The 17,946-nt window shown below is 70.0% G+C and carries 15 protein-coding genes and 5 pseudogenes; 9 read left to right on the top strand and 11 right to left on the bottom strand.

The annotated features are described in order from the left end of the window. Positions 1 to 3: 3 nt before the first annotated feature. On the bottom strand, positions 4 to 975 hold the full coding sequence (locus tag ACWGSR_RS01545; protein WP_453562908.1) for a carbohydrate kinase family protein: 972 nt from the start codon (positions 973 to 975) through the stop codon (positions 4 to 6). A 297-nt stretch (positions 976 to 1,272) separates the two neighbouring features. Between ACWGSR_RS01545 and ACWGSR_RS01540 the strand changes: the two genes are divergently transcribed. From ACWGSR_RS01540 to ACWGSR_RS01525, 4 genes are all read left to right on the top strand, one after another. Continuing rightward, a complete protein-coding gene (locus ACWGSR_RS01540) occupies positions 1,273 to 2,286 on the top strand; it encodes a substrate-binding domain-containing protein (RefSeq protein ID WP_453562907.1) in 1,014 nt (337 codons plus the stop codon). A gap of 224 nt (positions 2,287 to 2,510) precedes the next feature. Then, positions 2,511 to 3,506: an ABC transporter permease gene (locus ACWGSR_RS01535; protein ID WP_453562905.1), complete on the top strand. Its 996-nt coding sequence runs from the start codon at positions 2,511 to 2,513 to the stop codon at positions 3,504 to 3,506. Continuing rightward, positions 3,503 to 4,336 (top strand): ATP-binding cassette domain-containing protein, encoded by an 834-nt coding sequence (locus ACWGSR_RS01530; protein ID WP_453562904.1) that lies wholly within the window; start codon positions 3,503 to 3,505, stop codon positions 4,334 to 4,336. Before ACWGSR_RS01535 ends, ACWGSR_RS01530 begins: the two co-directional genes overlap by 4 nt. Positions 4,337 to 4,446: 110 nt before the next feature. Next, positions 4,447 to 5,490: a LacI family DNA-binding transcriptional regulator gene (locus tag ACWGSR_RS01525; protein ID WP_453562902.1), complete on the top strand. Its 1,044-nt coding sequence runs from the start codon at positions 4,447 to 4,449 to the stop codon at positions 5,488 to 5,490. 96 nt (positions 5,491 to 5,586) lie between these two features. On the opposite strand, the gene ACWGSR_RS01520 is transcribed toward ACWGSR_RS01525, so the two are convergent. Next, on the bottom strand, positions 5,587 to 6,432 hold the full coding sequence (locus ACWGSR_RS01520; RefSeq protein ID WP_453562901.1) for an SDR family oxidoreductase: 846 nt from the start codon (positions 6,430 to 6,432) through the stop codon (positions 5,587 to 5,589). Between the two features lie 83 nt (positions 6,433 to 6,515). Further along, complete coding sequence (locus ACWGSR_RS01515) at positions 6,516 to 6,926, bottom strand: GlcG/HbpS family heme-binding protein (RefSeq protein ID WP_453562899.1); 411 nt, start codon at positions 6,924 to 6,926, stop codon at positions 6,516 to 6,518. Positions 6,927 to 7,236: 310 nt separating this feature from the next. Here ACWGSR_RS01515 and ACWGSR_RS01510 point away from each other — a divergent pair, with 310 nt between their 5' ends. The 3 genes and pseudogenes from ACWGSR_RS01510 to ACWGSR_RS01500 form a co-directional block, all read left to right on the top strand. Continuing rightward, the gene (locus ACWGSR_RS01510; protein ID WP_453562897.1) at positions 7,237 to 8,703 is read left to right on the top strand and encodes a sulfatase-like hydrolase/transferase; all 1,467 of its coding nucleotides are present in this window, start codon (positions 7,237 to 7,239) and stop codon (positions 8,701 to 8,703) included. Next, positions 8,660 to 8,937: pseudogene (locus ACWGSR_RS01505) on the top strand (transposase); the annotation flags it as partial. The gene ACWGSR_RS01510 and the pseudogene ACWGSR_RS01505, both read left to right, overlap by 44 nt. A gap of 50 nt (positions 8,938 to 8,987) precedes the next feature. After that, positions 8,988 to 9,344, top strand: a pseudogene (locus tag ACWGSR_RS01500) (transposase); the annotation flags it as partial. A 13-nt stretch (positions 9,345 to 9,357) separates the two neighbouring features. Here the strand turns inward: ACWGSR_RS01500 and ACWGSR_RS01495 are convergent. The 6 genes and pseudogenes from ACWGSR_RS01495 to ACWGSR_RS01470 all read right to left on the bottom strand — a co-directional run. Continuing rightward, a pseudogene (locus ACWGSR_RS01495) lies at positions 9,358 to 9,618 on the bottom strand (transposase); the annotation flags it as partial. 298 nt (positions 9,619 to 9,916) lie between these two features. Beyond that, entirely contained in the window at positions 9,917 to 10,339 is a 423-nt protein-coding gene (locus ACWGSR_RS01490) for a DUF7674 family protein (protein WP_453562895.1), read from the bottom strand. Between the two features lie 19 nt (positions 10,340 to 10,358). Further along, positions 10,359 to 11,066, bottom strand: a complete 708-nt coding sequence (locus ACWGSR_RS01485; protein WP_453562893.1) for a hypothetical protein — start codon at positions 11,064 to 11,066, stop codon at positions 10,359 to 10,361. A 179-nt stretch (positions 11,067 to 11,245) separates the two neighbouring features. Further along, a pseudogene (locus ACWGSR_RS01480) lies at positions 11,246 to 11,512 on the bottom strand (RHS repeat-associated core domain-containing protein); the annotation flags it as partial. 69 nt (positions 11,513 to 11,581) lie between these two features. Then, positions 11,582 to 11,744: pseudogene (locus tag ACWGSR_RS01475) on the bottom strand (IS5/IS1182 family transposase); the annotation flags it as partial. Then, on the bottom strand, positions 11,699 to 11,986 hold the full coding sequence (locus ACWGSR_RS01470) for a hypothetical protein (protein WP_453562892.1): 288 nt from the start codon (positions 11,984 to 11,986) through the stop codon (positions 11,699 to 11,701). The pseudogene ACWGSR_RS01475 and the gene ACWGSR_RS01470, both read right to left, overlap by 46 nt. 754 nt (positions 11,987 to 12,740) lie before the next feature. Between ACWGSR_RS01470 and ACWGSR_RS01465 the strand changes: the two genes are divergently transcribed. Next, the gene (locus ACWGSR_RS01465; protein ID WP_453562890.1) at positions 12,741 to 13,514 is read left to right on the top strand and encodes a glycosyltransferase family 2 protein; all 774 of its coding nucleotides are present in this window, start codon (positions 12,741 to 12,743) and stop codon (positions 13,512 to 13,514) included. Positions 13,515 to 13,677: 163 nt separating this feature from the next. Here the strand turns inward: ACWGSR_RS01465 and ACWGSR_RS01460 are convergent, their stop codons facing one another. Beyond that, complete coding sequence (locus tag ACWGSR_RS01460) at positions 13,678 to 13,860, bottom strand: hypothetical protein (protein WP_453562889.1); 183 nt, start codon at positions 13,858 to 13,860, stop codon at positions 13,678 to 13,680. 199 nt (positions 13,861 to 14,059) lie between these two features. On the opposite strand from ACWGSR_RS01460, the gene ACWGSR_RS01455 reads away from it, so the two are divergent. Beyond that, positions 14,060 to 15,919 carry an APC family permease gene (locus ACWGSR_RS01455; RefSeq protein WP_453562888.1) on the top strand — a complete coding sequence of 620 codons (1,860 nt, stop codon included), beginning with the start codon at positions 14,060 to 14,062 and terminating at the stop codon, positions 15,917 to 15,919. Here ACWGSR_RS01455 and ACWGSR_RS01450 read toward each other — a convergent pair. Then, the gene (locus tag ACWGSR_RS01450; protein ID WP_453562886.1) at positions 15,916 to 17,880 is read right to left on the bottom strand and encodes an amino acid transporter; all 1,965 of its coding nucleotides are present in this window, start codon (positions 17,878 to 17,880) and stop codon (positions 15,916 to 15,918) included. The genes ACWGSR_RS01455 and ACWGSR_RS01450 overlap by 4 nt on opposite strands. Positions 17,881 to 17,946: the final 66 nt, after the last annotated feature.

The raw sequence follows: 17,946 nt of genomic DNA, 5'->3' as shown, positions 1-17,946 counted from the left end.
GGTTCAGCCGGCGATGTGTCCGGCCACTGGCGCCGGCAGCCGCAACTGGTCGGCCCACGGCGGGTTCGGTCCGACGACGCCGCAGGTCAGCGCCGCCACCCGAGAGCCGAAAGCGCAGGCGTCGAAGACATCGTCGATCCGCAGGTCCGTCAGCCGCCCGCCGAGAAGCCCCTTGGCGCCGAGGTGGTGCAGGAAGCCCGCGGTGAAGGAGTCACCCGCGCCGACGGTGTCGACCACGTCGGTCGAAGGCGCCGGCACGGCGACCCGCTCGCCGTTCAGCGAGGCGACCGCGCCGCGCTTCCCGCGGGTGATCACGACGAGCGGCACACCCGCCACGTGCCAGGCGTCGCAGGCGCGCTCGATCGTGTACCCGGGCAGCAGGAGTTCCAGGTCGTCCTCGCTCAGGCGGAGGATGTCCGCGCTCGCGCACCAGCGCGGCAGGCGTTCGCGGTAGATCCCGGGCGCCACGAGCAACGGCCGGACGTTCGGATCGACGGAGATCGTGGCGGTGGCGGAGGCGCGGGTGAGGAAGTCCTCCACGATCGTGCCGCCGGGCTCGCGCACCAGGGCCAGGGACCCCGAGTGCAGGCAGGCGGTGGAGGTCAGGTCCACGGCGGCGAGTTCGTCCGCCGTCCACTGCCAGTCCGCGGTGCCCTGGGCGTGGAAGGAGTACGCGGCCTGTCCTTGGACGTCGAGTTCGGCGACGGCCAGTGTGCTGGGCTCGGGCGCGTGTATCGCGGCTGTGAGGTCGACACCCGAGGCTTCCAGATGTCCGCGGAACAGGCGGCCGAAGACATCGTCGGACAGCCGCGCCAGGAAGCGGGCGGGCGTTCCCAGACGGGCGAGCGCCACGGCCGTGTTCGCCGGGCCGCCGCCCGGCAGGACCCGCAGGGAAAGCTCGCCCGGCACGGGCGCGGGGACGGTGAAGGCGTCCGCGACGCATTCTCCGAGGACGGTGACCAGAGGCAGGCGCATGGCTCGTTCTCTCCAGGTGGGCAGCGCGGAGGGCTGCGTTTTCGAGGGCTTTTGAGGAGGCTCACGAAGAGCGGTGCTCTCGGCGTGAGGCGGTGCGGGCGGACGGCGTTGCCGATTTGTGACGGCGAGAAGGCATTGACGTTTCCGGGTGATGGAGTTCATCATCCTCCGCAAGTGGTGTCAACGATGACATCGGTCAACGATGACACCACTCGGCTGCGTTCGGCAGCAGCAGCCCCTTCGCTCCGCGGTACCTCGATCCCGGCCACACCGTCCTCGTCCAGCAGGAGATCAGCCATGCTTCACAGAAACCGCATCACCTTCGCCTCCATCGGGCTCACCTCTCTCGCCGCCGTCTCGGCGCTGACCCTGACGGCCTGCGGCTCCGGAGCGCAGGGCGGGTCCGGTGGCGGCGGGGTCAAGGTCGGGCTGATCACCAAGACGGACACGAACCCGTTCTTCGTGAAGATGAAGGAAGGCGCCGAGCGGGCCGCGAAGACCAACGGCGTCGAACTCGTGAGCGCGGCCGGGAAGTTCGACGGCGACAACGCGGGCCAGGTCACCGCGATCGAGAACATGGTCAACTCCGGGGTGAAGGGCATCCTCATCACGCCCAACGACTCCAAGGCGATCGTTCCCGCCCTCGAGAAGGCACGCGCCAAGGGCATCCTGGTCATCGCGCTCGACAGCCCGACCGATCCGCAGGACGCCACCGACGCCCTCTTCGCCACCGACAACGTCAAGGCGGGCGAGCTCATCGGCCAGTACGCCAAGGCGGCCATGGCCGGCAAGGAGGCGAAGATCGCCACGCTGGACCTCGCGCCCGGCGTCGCGGTGGGGGTGCAGCGCCACCAGGGCTTCCTCAAGGGCTTCGGCGTCGCGGAGGGCGACCCGTCGATCGTGTGCATGCAGGACACCGGCGGCGACCAGGCCAAGGGTCAGACGGCGATGGAGAACTGTCTCCAGAAGGCCCCGGGCATCAACGTCGTCTACACGATCAACGAGCCGGCCGCGCTGGGTGCCTACACCGCGCTCAAGGCGAAGGGGCTGGAGAAGAAGGTGCTCGTCGTCTCCGTCGACGGCGGCTGCACCGGCACGAAGGCCGTCAAGGAAGGCAAGATCGCGGCGACCTCGCAGCAGTACCCGCTCGAGATGGCGTCCCGGGGCGTGAAGGCGGTCGCCGACTTCGCCAAGGACGGCAAGAAGGCCTCCGGCTACACCGACACCGGCGTCACGCTCATCACCGACGCGGCCAAGGCGGGTGTCGACGCCAAGGACACCGCGTACGGCCTGGAGAAGTGCTGGGGCTGAGCGCCGGTATCAGAGCGCGCCGCGAAAGCCCCTTCCCGACCGGCCGCTCCTGCGGCCGAACGGCCCGCACCCGGCTTCCCCGCCCCTGAGGGCGAGCCGCCCGCGCCCTTCGGGGGATCCGCCCCCGCGGCGCGCTCCGGCGCACGCCTCCCGCGCCGGACAGCCCTCCGGCATCTCCTGACGAACCCCGCTCCGTCGACCGCCGACCACCGGCAAGGACCACCATGACTGCCACACCCCTGCCCTACGACCAGCTGAAAGGACCGACCACGGTCCGCCGGCTGCTCGCCACCCCGACCACGGGCCCACTCGTCGCCCTGTTGCTGGCCTGCGTCTTCTTCTCCCTGACGACCGATCAGTTCCTCTCCGGCGGCAACTTCTCGCTGATCGTCCAGCAGGTCATGGTCGTGGGCACGCTGGCCATCGGTCAGACCTTGATCATCCTCACCGCCGGCATCGACCTCTCCTGTGGCGCCGTCATGGCGTTCGGCAGCATCGTCATCGCCAAGACGGCTGTCGAGGGCGGCCTGCCACCGCTCGTCGCGATCGCTCTCGGTCTGGTCGTCTGCGCGGGTTTCGGTCTGGTCAACGGCCTGCTGGTGCAGATGATCCCGCTCCCGCCGTTCATCGTCACCCTCGGCATGCTGAACGTGGCGTTCGCCCTGACCCACATCTACTCGGCCGAGCAGACGATCACCAACCTTCCGGCGCCGTTGACCGCCCTCGGTGAAACGTTCCCGCTCGGCAACACCGACATCACTTACGGCTCGCTCGTCACCATCGCCCTGTTCCTGCTCTTCGCCTACGCGCTGAGCGGCACGTCCTGGGGCCGGCACGTGTACGCGCTCGGCAACAGCCCCGAGGCCGCCCGCCTCAACGGCATCCGCACGTCCCGGCTGACGATCGGCCTCTACACCCTGGCCGGAGCCGTCTACGGGATCGCCGCGCTGCTCCTGATCTCCCGCACCGGCGTCGGCGACCCGCAGGCCGGGCAGACCGACAACCTGGACAGCATCACCGCCGTCGTCCTCGGCGGCACCAGCCTCTTCGGCGGCCGCGGCGCCGTCCTCGGCACCTTCATCGGCGTCCTCATCGTCGGGGTGTTCCGCAACGGCCTCCAGCTGATGGGCGTCGCCTCCATCTACCAGACCCTGATCACCGGCGTCCTGGTCATCCTGGCCGTGACCGTCGACCAGATCTCCCGGAGGAAGTCACGATGAGCACCGCCGACGTCACGCCCGTGCTCCAGGCCCGCGGCCTGGTCAAGCGGTACGGCCACGTCACCGCCATCGACGGAGCCGACTTCGACCTGTTGCCCGGCGAGGTCCTCGCCGTCATCGGCGACAACGGCGCCGGCAAGACGAGCCTGATCAAGGCCCTCACCGGCGCGATCACCCCCGACGAGGGCGAGATCCGGCTGAACGGCGAACCCATCAGGTTCACCGGACCGCAGAGCGCCCGGCAGCACGGCATCGAGACCGTCTACCAGGACCTGGCCGTCGCCGCCTCCATGGACATCGCGTCCAACATGTTCCTCGGGCGCGAGCTGCGCCGGCCGGGCTTCCTCGGCAGCGCGCTGCGCATGCTCGACAAGAAGCGCATGCGCCGGGAGGCGGCGGCCCACATGGCCGACCTCAAGATCGGACTGCGGTCGCTCACCCAGCCGGTGGAGACCCTCTCCGGCGGTCAGCGCCAGGCCGTGGCGGTCGCGCGGTCCGTCGCTTGGGCGAGAAGCGTCGTCGTCATGGACGAGCCCACCGCCGCACTGGGCGTCAAGGAGTCGGGGCAGGTCCTCGACCTGATCCGCCGGGTCCGCGACAAGGGCATGCCCGTGGTCCTGATCAGCCACAACATGCCGCACGTCTTCGAGATCGCCGACCGCATCCACATCCACCGGCTCGGCCGGCGCGAGGCGTTGATCAAGCCGTCCGACCACTCCATGGCGGAAGTCGTCGCCATCATGACGGGAGCGCTCCGGGTGAACGACGATGGAGGTACGGTCGTGGCTGACGCGGATGCCGCCCAAGCGGCAGGCGTGTCCGCCCACTGAGTCGCCGCAGAGGCGACACCGCGCAGACCGTGAGGTCGCCGCACGATCAGGACAGCGGGCCCGGCTCCCCGGCGGGGCCGGGCCCGACGAACGTACAGGAACGGTGGTACATGGCCGCGAGCCGCCGCCCCACACTGGCCGATGTCGCCAGAGAAGTGGGCGTCAGCGCCAAGACGGTGTCCCGGGTGCTCAACGAGGACGGGCCGAGTTCCCCGCAGACCCGCGAACGGGTGCTCGCGGCGGTCGAGAAGCTCGGCTTCCAGCCGAACCTGATGGCCCGCAACATCCGTGTCGGAGGCCCCGACACCACCGTCGGCCTGGTCGTGCCCGACCTCGGCAACCCCTTCTTCGGAACCGTCGCCGGCGGCATAGAGGACCTCGTGCGCAGCCGGGGGCTCACCCTGCTCATGGGCTCCTCGGCCGAAGACCCGAACCGGGAGAGGGCGTTGATCCAGACCTTCCTCGCCCGGCGGGTCAGCATGCTGATGGTCGTCCCCGCCTTCGGCGCCGACCACAGCCATCTCAAGGCACCGCGCACGGCCGGTCTGCCGCTGGTGTTCCTCGACCGGCCGGGAGTCGGCCTCTCCGCCGACTGCGTGGTCAGCTCCAACCGGACGGGCGTCCACGAGGGCGTCTCCCACCTCATCGCCCGCGGCCACCGCCGGATCGGTTTCGTCGGAGACCTCCCCGCCAAGCTCTACACCCAGCGCGAGCGGCTCGCCGGCTACCGTGCGGCGCTCGCCGAGGCCGGCCTGCCCTACGACCGGACCCTGGTGACCGGCGCCCACAGCCAGGAAACAGCCGCTGCCGAGACCACCGCACTGCTGGGCCTGCCGCACCCGCCCACCGCCCTGTTCGCGGCGAACAACATCATGGCCCTCGGGGTCGTGGCCCAACTGACCCGCGCGAGGCGCAAGGACATCGCCCTGGTCACGTTCGACGACCTGCCTCTCGGCGACGTGCTCGAACCGGCCCTGACCGTCGTGGCCCAGAACCCGGCGGCCATCGGCGAGGCAGCAGCCAGGACCGCCCTCGCCCGTCTGGACGGCGACCGCACCCGCGCCCGAACCGTCACGGTCCCCACCCGCCTGGTGATCCGCGGATCCAGCGAACCGCTCCCGCATGCTGCCGGGCCGGCGACGACCGGAGACTGAACACCACGGTCCTCGTGCCTCCGGGGGCCCGCGTGAGCCGTTCCAAGTCGCCACCGGGAAAGGGCCGGTGAACGGCGGCACACCGGTCGGAGCCCGTCAGGACTCGACCGACGTGCCCGGTGTGATGTCGTGGGCCTTCTGTACGAGTTCGTGGCGCCGGCCGTCGTTGAGCCGCCGGTCCCACTGGGCGTCGATCTGCTCGCGGGCCTGCGGTTCCATGGCGGCGGGGAGCAGGTGCCGGTAGCGGCGGTCCTTGCCGAGGAGAACCTCGACGGTCTTCTCGTAGACCGGTTCGGGGTCGTACTGCTCGTGGGGGAAGGCCAGTTCCGCGTAGTCGAAGAGGCGGTCGGCGGGATCGTCGCGCCATTCCTTCCACGTCTCGAACATCGTGTCGTTGAAGCCGGTGAGGAACGGGCCGGGGTTGATCGTGGCCACGGTGATCCCGAACTCGGCGAGTTCCTGGTCGAGGGCGTCGGCGAACGCCTCGACGGCGTGCTTGGAGCCCGCGTAGGCGCCGGTGAACGGGTCGACGGTGAGCCCGGCGACCGAGGACATGAAGACGATCCGGCCGCTGCGACGGGCCGCCATCCTCCTCGCGATGCCCTGGGTGAGCAGGACGGGGCCGAAGACGTTCACCTCGAACTGGCGCCGGAGCCGTTCCTCGGGGATATCGGCCGTGGCGCCGCCCTCGGAGACGCCGGCGTTGTTGAGGAGGACCTCGACGTCCCAGGTCCAGGCGTTCTCGCGGTCGCCGGGGTCGGTGACGTCCAGCTTCTCGACCCGCAGCTCGACGCCCCGCTCCCGGGCCTCGGCGCGGACCGCGCTGACCTGGGCGATGATCTCCACGCCCGCGATCACCTCGTGCCCGGCCCCGGCGAGCCGCAGCGCGACCTCCTTGCCGAAGCCGCTGCCCGCGCCGGTGATGAGGATCGGTCCTGCCATGTCGTCACGCCTTTCCCGTGCTGGTGCCCGGCTTCCCCGGACACCGGGTGTCTTCGACCCGCTCGTACCCGCGAACGGCGGGCTTACAGGGCCGTGGCCGCCGTCTCGGCCACGGCGGTGTCCTGCTCGCGCGAGCCGCCGCTGACTCCGACGGCGCCCACCACCTCGCCGTCGACCGTGAGCGGCACGCCTCCGGCGAAGACCAGTACACGGCCCAGTCCCGACAGGGCCATGCCCCAGAACTGGCCGCCCGGCTCGGAGTTCCGTGCCGGATCGCCGGTGGCCGAACGGAACAGGACGCTGGTGTGAGCCTTGTCGATGGAGTGCTCGATGCTGCCGAGCTGCGCCCCGTCCATCCGGACGTGTGCCAGGAGGTTCCCGTCCGCGTCCGCGACGGCGATGTTGCTGGGAGAGGAAATACGGGTCGCTCCGGCGATGGCCGCATCGATGACCCGGCGGGTGTCGGCAAGGTCCACGGTGCGTGTCGTGCGCATAGGGCGAGGCTAGGTCTCCGGCAGGTCGGGCGCTTCCTGTCCGGGCACTCGGGTGACGCCCGGTGCTTTCCCGGCGGCAGAGGCGGGGACGTCCACCTCTCGGACGGCCGTTGACCGCTTCCGTACCGCGTTCTCATGGCGGTGACCATGACCCCGCCGCCCCGTACGCCCGGCCGCTGCTCGTCGCGCGCCCGCACGTCGATCTGGTGCGGCAGTCGAGCGCTCCGTGTCGCTCCCGGACGAACTGACCCCTCACCTCTCGACGGACCCCGATCCGGCTCCGTCCCGTTTCGTCCCCTGGAGCTTCGTCATGCCCTCGTCCTCACCGCACCCCGGTCGGGAACCCTCCGGTACACCCCGCTCCGCGGGGCTGTCCCGGCGCGGTTTCGCCGCCCTCGCCGGAATCGCCGCTGCCTCGGCCGCCCTGACCGTACCCGCCGCCACCGCCACCGCCACCGCCGCCCCCGTCCGGGAGGCGGCGCCCGCCCGAGTCCCGCGCCCGCCCGCGGACCGGCCCGACATCCTGTGGCTGGTGGCCGAGGACCACTACCCGTTCCTCGGCTCCTACGGCGACCGGACCGCCCGCACCCCCACGCTGGCCCGGCTGGCCCGCGAGGGCATCCGCTACGAGCACTCCCACTCCGGCGCCCCGGTCTGCGCCCCCTCGCGCTTCGCGCTGCTCAGCGGCGTCCACCCGCAGAGCGCGGGCCCGGCCGAGCACATGCGGGCGCTGGGCAAGGTGCCGGACTTCCTGCGCGGCTTCCCCGAGTACCTGCGCCGGGCCGGCTACCACTGCACGAACAACAGCAAGACCGACTACAACACCGTCGTCGACATGGGCGCCACCTGGGACGAGTCCAGCGCCACGGCCCACTGGCGCGACCGTCCGGCCGGGGCGCCGTTCTTCGCGGTGATCAACGACATGACCACCCACGAGTCCAGCCTGTTCGCGGCGCGGGACGGCCGCACCCGGCCGTCCGAGGTCCGGCTGCCTGCCCACCTTCCCGACACCCCGGAGATCCGCGCCGACTTCGCCCACTACTACGACGCGATGGAGACCCTGGACGGCCGGATCGCCGCACGGCTCGCCGAACCGGAGACGGCCGGACTGGCCGAGGACACCGTCGTCTTCTTCTACTCGGACAACGGCGGCGTACTGCCCCGCAGCAAGCGCCACTGCTACGACGAGGGGATGCGCACGGCCCTGATCGTGCGGTTCCCCGGGAAGTGGGCCCATCCGGCCCCGCGGCCGGCCGGCCGGCTCGGTGGAGGAGGGCGCTGTGACCTCGGTGGACCACGGGCCCACCGTCCTGGCCCTGGCCGGGGTGGAGATCCCGACCACGTCCAGGGACGGCCCTTCCTCGGCGTCCGCAGGCATCGCCCCGCGCCCTACGCCTTCGGCGGCCGGGACCGGATGGACGAGCGCCACGACATGGTGCGCACCGCGCGACACCCGCTACCGCTACCTGCGCAACTACGCGCCGCACCGGCCCTGGGGACAGCACCAGGCGTTCGCCTGGCTGGCCAAGGGCTACCAGTCCTGGGAACGCGAGCACCTCGCAGGCCGGCTGAACACCACCCAGGAACGCTTCTGGCGCCCCAAGCCCCACGAGGAGTTGTACGACCTGCGCGCCGACCCCGACCAGGTGAGGAACCTGGCCGGCGATCCCCGGCACGCCGGCACCCTGCGCCGGCTGAGCCGGGCACTGGACGAGCACATCCTGCGGGTCAACGACCCCTGGCGCCTGCACGCCGACAAGGCGTACGACATCCCTGAGCTGCGAAAGTGGCTCCGCGGCAAGCGCATCGGAGTCCGTATCGCCCGCAAGGCATCGAGTCATCAGAACGGCTCGGACACCACAGATGGGTCATCGAGCGGACCATGTCCTGGCTCACCGGCTGCCGCCGACTCCATCGACGCTACGAACGCCATCCCCACAACTACCTGGCCTTCCTCGGCCTCGCCGCAGCCCTCTGCTGCTACAAACGACTCGCCCGCCTCACCACATAGGACACGGTCTTAGAGGTCGTCTCATTTGGGCTGTCCGATAGTCCGGCGTCGTGGGGATCGTTGAGCGTCTTGTGCCGGATGAGTTGTGGGAGCTGTTCGAGCGGGTGGTGCCGCCTGCTCCGTCTCGGCCGCAGGGCGGCGGTCGCCGTCGGTAGGGAGACCGTGAGGTGTTGGCTGCGATCATCTTCGTGGCCACGTCGGGGTGTGCATGGCGGCAGTTGCCTCCGTCGTTCGGGCCTTCGTTCGGGCCTTCGGGACCGACGGCCCACCGCCGGTTCACCGAGTGGAGCAGAGCACGGGTGTGGGCCGAGCTGCACCGTCCGGTCCTGGACGAACCGGGCGGGCGGGGCGAGCCGGACTGGTCCCGCCGCGCGATCGACTCGGTGGACATGCGGGCCCTGAAAGGGGGGAGCTGACAGGGTGGAGCCGGCGCCAGACGCCGGCCTCGGCCCACTCGGCCAGGCGCCGCCAGCACGTCATGCCTGAGCCGAAGCCGAGCTCCTGCGGAAGGTGCTCCCAGGCGATCCCGGTATGCAGGACGAACAGGATGCCTTGGAACACCAACCGGTCGGGATGTCGCTTCCGTCCCGGATGCCGGACCCGACGCTCCACCTTGGGCAGTAGCGGCTCGACCACCGCCCACAGCTCGTCATCGACATGCCACGGCTTCGGCCGAGCCACCTCACACCCCCGGATCAATACTTCCTCGGGCGATCCAGCCATCTCGAAGATCATTTCGTTAGGAGTTCAGGGCACATCCTCGGGAGTCCTCGTCCGACCGGCCCGCACGACGCGGAACGCCGAAGTGGCGCCCGGTGGGAACCGGGCGCCCCCACGGGGCGGTGAGGGCCGAACCCCCCCCCCCCCGGGGAGGGGGGGGGGGGGGCCCTCGTCCGGCGGCCTTTTCCTTGGCGCCGGGGGCGGGGGGGCCCCGGGCCCCCACTTCGGCGCTTTCCTTCCGTACCGCCACCGCTCCTGGTCAGAGGGGCGGCAGGCCGTCCTCGTAGCCCTTGACCTCATAGTTCCTGAGCATCTTGGAGACAGGTTCCCCGAGGTGTCCCCGCAGGAACGGGATCGCGTTGTCCAGGTACTCACGGGCGTCGAGGAGGCTCTCCAGGACCTGGAAGTACACCGCGCCCCGGGTGAAGTCGGTGTCGGCCTCATAGACCTCTTCGACGTAGCCGAAGCACCGCCTCAGCAGGTTCTCGTCCCGCTCCGACGAGGCCAGGGCGGGCTGGAGGACGGGCCTGACCAGCCCGTCGAGCAGGATCCCGTAGAGGTCCAGGTCGGTGTCCCAGGTCGGCAGCGCCTCGATCGGCCCGCCCTCGTACATCTCCTCCAGAAAGGGCCTCGTCTCGGGAACCCTGTCGAGCAGGTGCCCGAGGAAGTGGTCCGCGATCATTCCTGATCACCTCTTCCTGTCAAGCCATCGGAGGAGCGGGGCATCCTTCGCCGAAGAGTCCGCAACGAACGCTGTATCCCGACATCGTCTCGCTCATCCCGAAGGGGTCCAGGAGCGAGTCGACAGCTGATTTGGATGCCTCCCCCCAACCGTAGTTGTAGACATCCACGGGGTACGAGAGGGCGCCGGCGCCGACGCCGACGATGCCGAACGTCTTGCCGAAGCCCCTCAGGTTCTTCGCGTCGTCCACCGGCTTCGGCGGCTTGAACGGGACGACCTCGAACGTCCGACCGGTGAGCGGCGAGAGCGCCGCCGTGTTCAGGACCGCGGTCCGGGCCTTCTGCATGGCCGACTTCATCTGGGGGTCGCCGTCCACCACGGTCTTGATCCTGCCGGTCTTGTCGGGAGCGTTGAGGGCGTTCCACAGCTCCGCCGCTTCCGCCCGGGCGAGTCTCATGTCGGCGTCGGAGAGGATGTCCTTGTCCTTGTCCTTGCCCAGCCCGGCCCTGGCCTTGGCGTTCTTCTCCAGGATGTCCCCGAGGCTCTTCAGGGTCTTCCAGCCCTTCTTCATGTGCCATTCGTCCTTGTTCGGGAGGTTCGTGCCCGTGTCCATTTCGTGGAGCAGGGCGGTCGCCATCTTCCCGTCGCCGTAGACCTTCTGGGCCTGGGGCTTGGCATAGACCTGCTGGAGCGCGCCCTGCAGGGCCTTGTTGGCCACAGTGGGCATGTCGGCCCGCGGCTTGCTGGCGTCCGGAATGAAGGAGGTGATGGGCGGGAAGGGCGTGCCCGCCCACATGTCCTGCCGCTGGCGGGACCAGTAGTTGTACTCGTCCGGGTCGCGCAGGCCGTCGGGTCACTGCGGGAGATCGGGCTGTTGTGGCTGCACGCGTACCCGTTCATCTGGAGCGGGTCGGCGGAGACGAAGCGGCCCGCGGCTTGGTCGTATTCGCGTGCGCCCATGTGGGTCAGGCCCGAGGCGTCTCCGATGCCGACGCCCAGGTAGGTGCGGTTGTTGGGCCAGGCGGAGGGCTTGGCGCCGCGCAGTTCGCCGTACGGCTTGAAGGTCCGGCGGGTGATCTGTTGGCCGGCCGCCAGGGCGATGACCGTGTTGACGGTGCCCTGGTGGTCGGAGAGGAGTACGTCCAGCTTGTGGCCCGTCGAGGCGCCATTCACCGCCGTCCGGATGACCGTGGGGCGCCGGTCTGGGAGTAGGCACGGGTGGCTTTGGTGATACTGCCCGCGGCCGTGGTCAACTCGGATCGGTGGGATACCGCGGACGAGGGGCCCGGGGGGCCTGACTGTCGTGGAGTTTCGCGCCGGAGATCCCGATCGAGAGGGGTGGACCCGTACGCTCCGTGATCAAGTGGATCTTCGAGCCCTTCTTGCCCCGGTTGACAGGATTTGGAAGGGGGCATCGGTGATACCGCCCCTGCGGCGGGCATCCAGCAGGATCTTCTTCAGGGTGTCGAAGGCGTTTTGCTGGGTTGCCAGGCCGACCTTGCGCTCCTCCATCGACATGGTGAAGTCGTCGACGGTCGGCGAGAAGCTGTTGATCCGGCGGGATTCGAGGGCTGGGAGTATCCGACTGTCGAGCAGGCGCTTGTGTGTACCGTGCCAGGCGCGTAATGGCGCTGGCGCGGCAGCCATGTGCTTGTGTACTCCCCGAAGCGCTGCTTCCCCAGGGTGCGCTTCATCTCGGCCTGCTGCACTGGAGTGCTGCGCTTCTCGTTGTAGACCTGCGTGAGGCGGTCGGGGCGTCGTCCTGCGTCGGGTAGCCCGACTCTTCGCGCTGCCTCCCCGTTCCGTCCCGGAACCGGATAGCGTAGGGGTGTGCGCATCCGCCCTGCCGTTTGCAGTTGCAGGTCTTGAAACAGCGGCCCATCCCACGGATGAGTCTGGTCGCCATGTACACCGCTCCTTACTCATGCCGGGAGTTTGCTGACCAGTGGACCCGCAGCATGGCCCTGACCTGCGGCCGCGCCAAACTGGGGGACGTTGATCAGCATCCTCATGGGTACCTCCCGGCGAGATGGGCAGGTGAGCCGCTGAACAATGTTTTCGCAGGTCGGAGAGGGTGAGGCAAGTTGTCGATCTTGGCGTTTCGCGGCGGTGAGCGGCGGTTCCGCGCGGTACTGGTGCCGGCTTCACGCCGACTTTCCTGACGATGGGTCAGGCAAGGATCGAATGGACGGGATTTGCGTATGCGCAGCGCGGCGAGACCGCTGATGCCCTGCCGCGTAAGCGCATTCGGAGCGTCAGTTCGCGAAGCCGACGGCCAGTGGCGGTGATGTCGTACCGGCGGGAGTTGTCGAGTACCGCGCGGAGCCGTGCGGAAGTCCCACGTAGCCTTGACCGGCGACGACGACCTTCATGACGAATCCCGTCCGGGTGAGGAGCGGCTGTGCCCCTGGTTTCTGTGGTGATGCCGGTACACGATTCGGCGGCCACGCTCGGGTCCTCGGTTCGATCGGTCCTGGCACAGACCCACACCGATCTCGAACTGCTGATCACCGACGACGCGTCCTCGGACGACTCGATGGACCTGCTGCGCGAGCTGGCCCGGCAGGACGAGCGGGTCCTGCTCGAGGCGGCGGACCGGCAGGGAGGCGCGGCCCGGGCCCGGAACCTGGCCATCGCGCGGGCCCGGGGCGATTACGTCGCCTTCCTCGACAGCGACGACTGGTGGCTCCCGACGAAGCTGGAGAAGCAACTCGCCTTCGCCGCGACGGCCGGGACGCCGCTGACGTTCACCTCCTACTATAAGATGGATGCCGACCACACCGGGGAAGCCGTCGACTTCGTCCCGAACGGGCGGGTGGTGTGGGCGCCGGCCCGGGTGGACTACCGTGCGATGCTGGTCCACGACCACATCGGGGCCCTGACCGCCATGTACGACCGCAACGTCCTGGGGACGAGGCCGATGCCGGACATGACCCGGCGGCAGGACTACGCGATGTGGCTGTCGATCATGCGTGACGGTGCGGACGCCCGGTCGGTACGGGAACCGCTGGCGGTCTACCGGGCCGGACGGGCGGGGTCGCTGTCCTCGAACAAGCTGGCGCTGATCCCGTTCAACTGGGCGCTGTACCGGGAGCACGAACACCTCTCGGTACCGCGGTCCGCGCGTGCGCTGGCGGGTGCGGCCTGGCACTCGTTGCGGAAGTCACGCATCTAGGTGTGTTGTTCGGACAGGTTGGTGGAGCCCTTGTCCGCCCCGACGCCCGCCGGCAAGGACGCGCCGGCCCGCGTGACCGCACGGGCCGAGGAACGGCACCGCTCCCTCTTCGCGGACCTCCCCGACGAGGAGATCCGCGCCACTCGGGACGCACGAGGGCAGGTCAGGGGCGGTACACGAGCTCCATGAGGAAGGCGACGATGAGGAGCCACGCGCCTGCACCGAGCAACCACATGCTGTCGGTGATCACACCCAAGGAGCCGACCGGAACGACCGCGGCGGCGAGGGCCATCGAGATGCGGCGCACCCGGCGGTCGGCGGACGTCCTCCCGTCGTACCTGTTCATGGCAGGACTGTAGGCCGACGGACCTCCGGGCAGGCCCTCGCGCCGGAAGTCTTCACGCTTCCCTGACGCCGAGGCCGGACCGGCGTCAGGGAAGCGTGAGGAACGGGCCGACCCGCGTCAAGAACGCGGCAGGAGTGAACAGGACCCTCCTCCCCGGGGCTCACCCTGAGCGGAGCCACGTCCGAAGGGATCCGTTCGCATGACCGCTCCAGCCGTTCCGACCGCTCCGGCCACCGAGAAGAGCGGCACCGGTGCCGAACCACCCGACACCGGGAGCCGGCACAAGCTGACGGCCGTCACCGGTCTCGCCGCGCTGTCGCTGGACGCGATGGCGTCGGTGGCGTACGGGCCCGAGGCGATCGTCCTCGTCCTGGCCGCCGCCGGCGGTCACGGACTCGGCTTCACCCTCCCGGTCACCCTGGCCATCGCGGGACTGCTGGCCGTCCTCGTCGCCTCCTACCGCCAGGTCATCGCCGCGTTCCCCGACGGCGGCGGCTCCTACGCCGTGGCCAAGTCCCACCTGGGGCGTCGTACGAGTCTGGTCGCGGCCGCCTCGCTGGTCCTCGACTACGTCCTGAACGTGGCCGTCGCCGTCACCGCAGGCGTCGCCGCCCTCACCTCCGCCTTCCCCGGGCTGTACGACGACCGGCTGGTGCTCTGCCTCGGCGTCCTCGGGCTCATCACGGCGGTGAACATGCGGGGCATCGTCGACTCGGCCCGCGCCTTCATCGCCCCGACGGCCGTCTTCATCGGCGCGATCCTGCTCCTGATCGTCGTCGGCCTGTTCCGCGACGCCCCCGTCTCCACGGCCGCCTCCACCGGTCACGCCCCCGTCCTCGCCGACAACGCCACCACCGTGGGCGCCCTGCTCCTGCTGAAGGCGTTCGCCTCGGGCTGCTCGGCCCTCACCGGGGTCGAGGCGATCGCGAACGCCGTACCGTCGTTCCGCGCCCCGGCGGCCCGCCGGGCGATGCGCGCGGAGGCCGCGCTCGGCGCGCTGCTCGGCGTGATGCTGATCGGCCTGTCCGTACTGATCTCCCGCTTCGGACTCCAGCCGGTGGAAGGCGTCACCGTCCTCGCCCAGCTCGCCGACGCCTCCCTCGGCCACAACGAGGCCTTCTACGTGGTCCAGTTCGCCACCATGGTGCTGCTCGCGCTCTCCGCCAACACCTCCTTCGGCGGTCTGCCCGTCCTGCTCAAGATCCTGGCCCGCGACAACTACCTGCCGCACGTCTTCGGCCTCAAGGCCGACCGCCAGGTGCACCGGCACGGCGTCCTCTGGCTCGCCGCCGTCGCCGCCGGCCTCCTGGTCTTCTCCGGCGGCGACACCAACACCCTCGTGCCGCTCTTCGCGATCGGCGTGTTCGTCGGCTTCACGATCGCCCAGACCGGCATGGTCCTGCACTGGCGACGGGAACGCGGAACCCGGTGGGTCGCGAAGGCCTTCCTCAACGGCCTCGGCGCCGTCCTGACCGGCGTCTCCGCGATCGTGGTCACGGCCGTCAAGTTCCATGACGGCGCCTGGCTGATCGTCATCGCCCTCCCCCTGCTCGTCCTCCTCTTCGAGGCCGTGCACCGGGCGTACGGCACGATCGGCGAGCGCCTCGGCGTCGGCCGGATCCCCGAGCCGCCGCACCGCGAGCGCTCCCTCGTCCTCGTTCCCGTCTCCTCCCTGACCCGGCTCACCAGTGAGGCCCTGACCGCCGCCGTCTCCCTCGGCGACGAGGTGCGGGCCGTCACCGTCTGCCATCCGGACGCCGAGGACCTGGCCGCCACGGAGGCCCTGGAACGGGACTGGGCGCTGTGGAACCCCGGTGTACCGCTGATTCGGCTCTCGTCCGAGAAGCGCGCGCTCGGTCGCCCCGTCTCCGCGTACGTACGTGAGCTGCGTACGGTCGAGCCGGGCGCTCGGGTCACCGTTCTCGTACCCGAGGTGGAGCCGGAGCACCTGTGGCAGCGCCTGCTGCAGAACCAGCGCGGCGCGGTCGTCGCCCACGCCGTGCGCAGGGACACCGACGCCGTGGTCTGCCGGCTGAGGTTCCGGCTCGGGCCGCGCTAGCCGACGTGGACGCGGGGGCGGCGGTCCCGGTCGGGCTCCGCCTCGCGCAGGATCTCGCGGGTGACCGGGGCCACCTCGCCCTGGCCGAGGAGGAAGAAGCGCAGGAAGTTCTTGAACGGGTTGCCCTCGGTCCACTCGAAGTAGACGTGGGGGCAGGTGCCCGTGGTGTCACGGGTGTGCAGGAGGAGGGCGGCGATGGCATTGGGTACGGAGGAGGCCTCGACCGTCAGGACGCGGTAGCGGCCGTGCAGCACCTCACCGCGGACGGTGAGCCCGGCCTCGAACTCGGAGGGGTCGGTGACGGTGACCTCGACGAAGACGAGGTCTTCGGTGTCGGGGAGGTCGTTGTCGGCGCGGACCTGTTCGGTCTTGGCGCGGTACTCGGCGAGGTCACGGGCGTCGGGTTCGTTGGCGACGAAGCGCGGGGTGCGGCGGGCGGTGTCCTGGACGAAGCGCCGCGCCATCTCGTCGAGCTCGACGTGGGTGACGCGCAGCTCGAAGGCGCGGCCGAGCCGGGACAGGAGGGAGATCAGGATGATGCCGACGATGAAGCAGGCACCGATCTTCACGCCGTCCGGTCGCTCGATGACGTTGACGACCGTGGTGTAGAGGAAGACGACCGAGATGACGGCGAAGGCGATCGTCCAGCCGCGCTGACGGGCCTTGCGGGCCGCGATCGTCACGGCGATGGCGGCCGAGCAGATCAGGACCAGGACACCGGTGGCGTACGCACCGCCCTGCGCGTCGACGTCGGCGTCGAAGATCCAGGTGACCAGGAAGGCGACGAGGGTGAAGACGATCACCATGGGACGCACGGCGCGTGCCCAGTGCGGGGCCATGCCGTACTTGGGCAGGTAGCGCGGCATCAGGTTGAGCAGGCCGGCCATGGCCGAGGCACCGGCGAACCACAGGATGAGGATGGTCGACACGTCGTAGACGGTGCCGAAGGCGTTGCCCAGGTACTCGTGCGCGAGATAGGCGAGCGCGCGGCCGTTGGCCTCGCCGCCGGACTCGAACTCCTCGTGGGGGATGAGCACGGTGGTGATGAAGCTCGTGGAGATCAGGAAGACGCTCATGATCAGCGCGGCCGTCGTCAGGAGCTTCTTGGTGCCGCGGATCCGGCCGGCGGGATTCGCCTCGGTGTCTTCCGGATCGCCCTTGACGTGCGGCATGACCGCCACGCCCGTCTCGAAGCCGGACAGACCGAGCGCGAGCTTGGGGAAGACGATCAGGGCCACGCCGATCATGACGAAGACGTTGCCGTGCTCCTGGGTCAGAGCGGTGGACCAGTCCGTCACCACGTGGCCCTCGGTCACGACGTGCCAGACGCCCGTGACCACGACGACGACGTTGAGCGCGAGATACGCTCCGACGAGGGCGACGGCGACACCGATGGCCTCCAGGAAGCCCTTGAGGAACACCGCGCCGAGCAGGGCGATCAGTATCAGGGTGATGACCAGCTGCTTGTCGTGGAGGGCGGACTCCAGGTGCGGGTTCTCCACCAGGTGGGTGGAGGCGTCCGCCGCCGACAGGGTGATCGTGATGAGGAAGTCGGTCGCCGCGAAGCCGAGCAGCGTGAGCACGAACAGCTTGCCCTGCCAGAACGACAGCAGCCGCGACAGCATCGCGATCGAGCCCTCACCGTGCGGACTCTCCTCGGCCACCCGCCGGTAGACCGGCAGCGCGCCGGCCAGGGTCACCACCACCAGCACGATCGTCGCCACGGGCGAGAGCAGCCCGGCGGCCAGGGCGGCGATGCCGGGCTGGTAGCCGAGGGTGGAGAAGTAGTCGACGCCGGTCAGGCACATCACCCGGTACCAGGGCTGGCCCTTGTGCCCGGCGTCCGGGGCGGCTTCCTTGGGACGGGACGGCCTGCCCTTGCCCATGTCGGAGAGCCCCTCCAGCATCCACGCGCGCAGCCGCCCGGACCCTTCGACGTGCCTGTCCTTCGTGGTGGCCATGGAGTGCTCCTGAAACTGCTGGTGAGGGGATATTTCCGGCCATCGTGCGGACGGCCGAGTCAGCGT

Source organism: Streptomyces sp. NPDC055632 (genome assembly GCF_053618675.1).
This window is presented reverse-complemented; position numbering and strand designations above follow the sequence as displayed.